Here is a 6,369-nt window from a genome sequence, read left to right as displayed (position 1 = left end):
CGTACGGTGGTGTGAGAGGTCGGTAAATAAAATAATTATTTACCTCCTACTCTATTACAAAAAGTTTATAAAGAATAAAAGTATAATATTTAACAAAAACTTCTTATACTATACTGGGTGCCAGAGTTTAATCACTTTATAATAAATATCATTATTTAAATATTTATAAAAAACTTAATATTTTTGACTTTTTTTTTGATCTATCTTATAATTCTATGTAAATCACTTTTGAATTTTTAGAAAATTTGAAACAGTACGTAAAAGGGTGATTAATTTAAAATTGGATGGAGGACATAATTAATGAAAAGAACTAAATTATTATCATTATTATTAGTACTTGTTCTTGTAGGATCACTTGCACTTACTGCTTGTGGTGGAGATGACAACGATTCCGCTAATGATGATTCTAATGATGATTCAGCAAGTGGAGAACTTGCAGAAGAGCAGGTATTAAAGATGAACTGGCAATCAGAGCCACCTAGTTTAGACCCTCAAATATCACAAGATGCTACTTCAAGCAGAATTCTTATAGATACATTAGATGGTCTTATAAGACTTAATGAAGAGGGAGAAGCTACTGAAGGTTCAGGAATGGCAGAATCTTGGGAAGTAAGTGAAGATGGAAAAGAATATACATTTAAATTAAGAGATGCTAAATGGTCAGATGGAGAGCCTGTAACAGCAGGTGACTTTGAATATTCTTGGAAAAGAGGACTAAACCCAGAAACTGCTTCTACTTATGCATACATGATATATGATATAGTAAATGCAGAAGCTTACAACACTGGAGAGATTAAAGATGCATCTGAAGTTGGAGTAACAGCAGAAGATGACAAAACTTTAAAAGTAATGTTGAATTCTCCAAACCCAGCTTTCTTAAGTAAATTACAAAACAGTATTTTCCTACCTGTAAGAGAAGATAAAGTAAAAGAGTGGGGAGATAAATATGCATCAGATGTTGAATATATGATATTTAATGGTGCGTTTAAAGTAGTTGAATGGGAACATGAAAATAAACTTAATTTAGAGAAAAATGAAGAATATTGGGATGCTGAAAATGTTAAACTTCAAAGAATAGAAGGAGCTATGACAAATGATCCTAATACAATTATAAATCTTTATGAAACTGGTGAATTGGACGTTATAAACGTACCTTCACAATATTTAGAAAAATATAAAGAAGATTTAATTAAATCACCAGAAGCATCAACTTTCTATTATACATTTAATACAGAAAATGAATTCTTTAAAAATGCTAAAATAAGAAATGCATTTGCAATGTCTATTGATAGAATTAAAATTCAAGAATCTAGAAATCAAGGTATAGTTCCTCCAGCATGGGCTTTTGTACCACCTGGAATACCAGGACCTGAAGGAAAGACTTTTAGAGAAGCTAATGGAGAATTAATTAAAGATGTTGGTAATGGATCTTCTGCTGAAGAAGCTAAGAAGATGCTAGATGAAGGTCTAGAAGAAATAGGAAAAACAGTTGCAGATATGAATGGAATCAAATTCCTTACTTTTGATAGTGAAAACTCACTTCAAAGAGCACAGATTTGGCAACAATATTGGAAAGAAAATTTAGGTGTAGATGTTGATATAGAAACTGCTACATTTAAAATCAAAATTGATAGAGAAAACAAAAAAGACTTTGCATTCTCATATTCAGGATGGGTAGGAGATTATAATGATCCTATGACTTTCATGGATATGTGGATTACAGGTGGACCACAAAATACTGCTGGTTGGTCTAATGAAGAGTATGATACTTTAATTGAAAAAGCTCAAACTACTACAGGTGACGAGCGTATGCAGGCAATGATGGATGCTGAAAAGATTTTAATGGAAGAAATGGTTGTATCTCCTACAGATCATTCAGTAAAAATTTATTTACAAAATCCAAAAGTAGAAGGAATCGTAAGACTTCCTCTTGCAATTACAAATGGATATAAAACAGCTTATATAACAAAATAATATAAGGCAAAACCCCAATTTAACTTAAATTGGGGTTTTATTTATTTTTCTTTAACCTTATAATCAAAATGAGGACAATTGTTTTTTACTATACCAGTAGAATTTATGATACATGTTAAATCACACAATCCATCTACTTGATGTATACATTCTTCTGAACAATTTATCATAAATCACATTCCTCCATTTAAGATTTAAATTAAACTTATAAATTATATTGCCCAAATTATCTAATATAATTACAAAAAATCTAAGCTATGATATTATAATACTAATAGAAATATTTTAAAAAGGAGATCTGAAATGGAAATAGGAAAATTACCTAATGAATTATTAGAATCTTTAGTTTTAAATTCAATTAAAAACAAAAGAAAAGATGTCATTACAAGAGGTGCAGTAGGAGAAGATTGTGCTGTAGTTGATTTTGGCAAATATGCATGTGTATTATCAACAGATCCAATAACAGGTGCTGCTAAAAATATAGGAAAACTTGCCATACATATATCTGCAAATGATATAGCATCTAATGGAGCTGAACCTATTGGCATATTACTTACAATACTTGCACCACCTGATACCAAAGAAGAGGAAATAAAAGAGATAATGAAAGATGCAACAGATGTAGCAAATGAATTAAATATTGAAATAATAGGAGGACATACAGAAATAACTAGTGCAGTAAATAGGATAGTTATAAATTCAACAGCTATAGGAAAACAATTAAAAGAAAAGGTATTAGATGCTAGCAAAGTTAAAGAAGGATATAAAGTTATACTTACAAAGAAAATAGCTATAGAGGGAACATCTATTATAGCTCATGATTTGGAAGAGAGATTAAAAAAGGATATAGATGATGAATTGATTAATGAAGCAAAAACTTTAATTGAGGATATAAGTGTCGTAAAAGAAGGTATGATAGCAGGGGAAATAGGTGTAGATTACATGCATGATATCACAGAAGGTGGATTATTTGGAGCGATACATGAAGCATCATCTGCAATAAATAAAGGAATAAGAATTTATAAGGACAAAATAAAACTAGAAAAATCAACTGAAGTAATATGTGATAAATTGAATATTGATCCATATAGGCTTATAGCTAGTGGAAGTCTTATAATAATTACAGAAGATAAAAATGCTGATCTTTTATTAGATAAATTTAAAAAAGAAAGTATTGAAGCAAATATTATAGGAGAAGTTATAAATAGTGGTGTATTTATGGATCAAGAAAAAATAAATCCTCCAGAAAGTGATGAATTATATAAAGTAGTAAAATAAATTATAATTTTTAATATATTTACTCATAGTATGACTTATCTTCTAATATAATTTATATATAGATAACTAAGGGGGTAAATATATGAGCTTTAAAAAAGGTATTTCTGTTTTTTTACTTTTAATCATGATATTTTTAGCAACAGGATGTACAAAGCTTCAATCAATGAAAGAGATGATTAGAGATCCAGATGACAGAGAAGAAATGACTGATAAGAAAACTGAAACTGTAGAAATTAAATTGGATGAAAAAGATTCTAGGGAAACAGTAATATATTACAAAGATAAAAGGAATCTACTTATTCCTGTGAGTAGGAATATATCATGGGATACAGGTATTGCCAAAAAAACATTATCTTATATGGTAAATAATGATGAAAACCAAACTGATATGGTTAAATCAGGATTAATTCCAGTACTTCCTACTGGGAGTCAAGTTCTAGGAATGTCTGTGAATGAAGAAACAGGAGTTTCTAAAGTCAACTTTTCAAAAGAAATATTAAATACTAGTGATAAAACTGAAGAAGTAAGTCTAGTAAATGCAATAGTATATACTCTAACCGAGTTTTCTACAATAGATAAGGTAGAGTTTATGATTGAAGGAGAAGTAAAAGAAACTTTAACTTATGGAACGGATATATCTGAGCCTATAGAAAGACGAGATATAAACCTAGTAGATAATAATGGAGATTCTAAAGTAGTAGTATATTATAAAGGGACTACAAATGGTGAATATGAATATTATGTTCCAGTAACAAAAACAGTAGCATCTTCTACTTCGGATATATATACAGCTGTAGAAGAGTTATTTGAGGGTCCTCCAAAGGATAGTGGCTTATATACAGATATACCTATGGGTGTTGATTTAAAAGGCATAGAAGTTAAAGATAATGTAGCCCTTATAGATTTATCTGAAGCTTCAAAGAATACAATAACAAATCAACAAGCATTTGATTCTATGAATAAGAATATAGCTTTGACACTAGATCAATTTGAAGATATAGAAAAAGTAGAAATACTTTTTGAAGGTAAAACCCTTGAAGAAGCAAAAATAGATTTTTCATCACCTGATACTATACCAACATTTGCAAATAAATATTAAATTTAAGGCATCTTATCAAATTGATGCCTTTTTTCTTTTTTAAATTTGTTATAAAATTAAATATTTGGTATCATAATATATAACAAAACTTAAAGGACGTGAAAATTTGAATAGAACAGATGGTAGAAAAAATGATGAATTAAGAAATGTAAAGATTACTAAAGATTATTTATTACATCCACAAGGATCAGTACTTATAGAAATGGGAAATACAAAGGTTATTTGTACGGCAATGATAGAAGATAGAGTACCACCTTTTTTAAGAAATACAGGAAAAGGATGGATTACAGCAGAATATTCAATGCTACCAGCATCAACTATAAGTAGAAAAAGAAGAGAATCAAGTAAAGGTAAATTAGAAGGAAGAACTCAAGAAATAAAAAGACTTATAGGAAGAGCCTTAAGATCAGTAGTAGATTTAGACAAATTAGGAGAAAAAACAATATGGATTGATTGTGACGTGATTCAAGCAGATGGTGGAACTAGAACAGCGTCTATAACTGGAGCATTTGTAGCATTAATACTAGCATTTGAAAAGCTGAAAGAAGATAAGTTGATAAAATCCATACCAGTTAAAAACTTTGTATCAGCAATAAGTGTAGGTATTGTAGAAAATGAAGGTATGTTGGACTTATGCTACACAGAAGATTCAAATGCACATGTAGACATGAATGTAGTAATGACTGATAAGGGAGAATTTATAGAAATACAAGGTACAGGAGAACAAGCTCCTTTTAATAGAGAAGATTTAAATAAATTATTAGATTTAGCAGACAAGGGTAATAGAGAACTTATAGAAATACAAAAAGATATTTTAGGGGATATTTCACATATAATTTTAAAGGGAGAATAAACATGGATAAGAAAAAATTAATATTAGCAAGTGGTAATAAACATAAGATAAAAGAAATAAAGAATATATTGGATGGTTTGAACCTGGAAATTATTTCAAAGGATGAAGTTGGTTTAAGCCAAATAGATACAATTGAAGATGAAAACACATTAGAAGGAAATGCTATAAAAAAAGCTAAAGAAATATCTGAACATATACAAGGACTAGTGCTTGCAGATGATACAGGCTTATTTGTAGAAAAATTAAATGGAGAGCCAGGAATATATTCAGCAAGATATTCAGGAAGTAATGCTAGTGATTTAGATAATAATAAGAAGCTGTTAAAAAACTTAGAATATGTAGATTTTAATGAAAGAAATGCTGAATTTAGAACAGTTATAGCTATAGTTTTAGAGGATAAAACTATAAAGACTCTAACAGGGATTTGTAAGGGTAAGATTGCCCTTGAAAGAAAAGGTGACAATGATTTTGGATATGATCCACTGTTTATACCAGATGGATATGACAAGACTTTTGCAGAGTTGGGTCCAGAAATTAAAGATAAGATAAGCCATAGAGCAAATGCATTAAAGCTTTTAAGAATAGAACTAGAAGGATTATTAAAAGATGAATAGTATGAAAATTTTAGTCTTATCAGATAGTCATGGTGATATTGAGAAAATAGAAGAAATAATTAAAATTATAAATTCATCAAAGGATATAGATATGATCATTCATCTAGGCGATTTTGCAAAAGATGCTATCTATATAAAAAATAATATTTCTATAGAAATGAAAAATATATTGGGAAATTGTGATTTTTTAATAGATAGAGTAAATGAAGAAGAAATATTAAATATAAATGATAAAAAAATATTATTAACTCATGGGCATAAATATAATATAAAGGATAATTTAAATAATTTGTATTATAGAGCAAAAGAATTAAATCTAGATTTAATTCTTTTTGGACATATTCATAAACCAATCAATTTTTTAGAAGAGAATATATTACTTTTTAACCCTGGTAGTATATCAGAGCCAAGGGATGGAAGTAGAAATAGTTATGGAATAATAAGAATTTCAGATATTATAAAGGGGGAAATAGTGGAGATTTAGAATAAAAAAAGTGTATTGTCAAGCACTTCTGAAAATGTCTGATAAAAGTTAAAAGATTAGCACCGAC

The 6,369-nt window shown here is 28.9% G+C and carries 7 protein-coding genes; 6 read left to right on the top strand and 1 reads right to left on the bottom strand.

Annotated features, from left to right (window positions below; all coding sequences use genetic code 11):
• Window positions 1-300: 300 nt before the first annotated feature.
• Window positions 301-1,974, top strand: coding sequence for a peptide ABC transporter substrate-binding protein (locus ACTHUW_RS12315; protein ID WP_442213462.1), 1,674 nt, complete (start codon window positions 301-303; stop codon window positions 1,972-1,974).
• Window positions 1,975-2,015: 41 nt separating this feature from the next.
• Here ACTHUW_RS12315 and ACTHUW_RS12310 read toward each other — a convergent pair whose 3' ends face one another.
• Window positions 2,016-2,144 carry a hydroxymyristoyl-ACP dehydratase gene (locus ACTHUW_RS12310; protein ID WP_442197605.1) on the bottom strand — a complete coding sequence of 43 codons (129 nt, stop codon included), beginning with the start codon at window positions 2,142-2,144 and terminating at the stop codon, window positions 2,016-2,018.
• A gap of 133 nt (window positions 2,145-2,277) precedes the next feature.
• On the opposite strand from ACTHUW_RS12310, the gene ACTHUW_RS12305 reads away from it, so the two are divergent.
• The 5 genes from ACTHUW_RS12305 (at window position 2,278) to ACTHUW_RS12285 (ending at window position 6,302) form a co-directional block, all read left to right on the top strand.
• Entirely contained in the window at window positions 2,278-3,252 is a 975-nt protein-coding gene (locus ACTHUW_RS12305) for an AIR synthase family protein (RefSeq protein ID WP_442213460.1), read from the top strand.
• Between the two features lie 82 nt (window positions 3,253-3,334).
• The gene (locus tag ACTHUW_RS12300) at window positions 3,335-4,351 is read left to right on the top strand and encodes a GerMN domain-containing protein (RefSeq protein WP_442197607.1); all 1,017 of its coding nucleotides are present in this window, start codon (window positions 3,335-3,337) and stop codon (window positions 4,349-4,351) included.
• A gap of 106 nt (window positions 4,352-4,457) precedes the next feature.
• On the top strand, window positions 4,458-5,204 hold the full coding sequence (gene rph / locus ACTHUW_RS12295) for a ribonuclease PH (RefSeq protein WP_442197608.1): 747 nt from the start codon (window positions 4,458-4,460) through the stop codon (window positions 5,202-5,204).
• Window positions 5,205-5,206: 2 nt separating this feature from the next.
• Window positions 5,207-5,818: an RdgB/HAM1 family non-canonical purine NTP pyrophosphatase gene (rdgB, locus tag ACTHUW_RS12290; protein ID WP_442210809.1), complete on the top strand. Its 612-nt coding sequence runs from the start codon at window positions 5,207-5,209 to the stop codon at window positions 5,816-5,818.
• Window positions 5,811-6,302, top strand: a complete 492-nt coding sequence (locus ACTHUW_RS12285; protein ID WP_442213457.1) for a YfcE family phosphodiesterase — start codon at window positions 5,811-5,813, stop codon at window positions 6,300-6,302. Before rdgB ends, ACTHUW_RS12285 begins: the two co-directional genes overlap by 8 nt.
• Window positions 6,303-6,369: the final 67 nt, after the last annotated feature.

The organism is Senegalia sp. (in: firmicutes), from assembly GCF_052088025.1.
GTDB lineage: Bacteria > Bacillota > Clostridia > Tissierellales > SIT17 > Anaeromonas.
This window is presented reverse-complemented; position numbering and strand designations above follow the sequence as displayed.

Bases quoted from the DNA above. Each gene is read 5' to 3' on its own strand.
- ACTHUW_RS12315 (WP_442213462.1), top strand. From the start codon at position 301: ATGAAAAGAACTAAATTATTATCATTATTATTAGTACTTGTTCTTGTA.
- ACTHUW_RS12310 (WP_442197605.1), bottom strand. From the start codon at position 2,144: ATGATAAATTGTTCAGAAGAATGTATACATCAAGTAGATGGATTGTGT.
- ACTHUW_RS12305 (WP_442213460.1), top strand. From the start codon at position 2,278: ATGGAAATAGGAAAATTACCTAATGAATTATTAGAATCTTTAGTTTTA.
- ACTHUW_RS12300 (WP_442197607.1), top strand. From the start codon at position 3,335: ATGAGCTTTAAAAAAGGTATTTCTGTTTTTTTACTTTTAATCATGATA.
- rdgB (WP_442210809.1), top strand. From the start codon at position 5,207: ATGGATAAGAAAAAATTAATATTAGCAAGTGGTAATAAACATAAGATA.
- ACTHUW_RS12285 (WP_442213457.1), top strand. From the start codon at position 5,811: ATGAATAGTATGAAAATTTTAGTCTTATCAGATAGTCATGGTGATATT.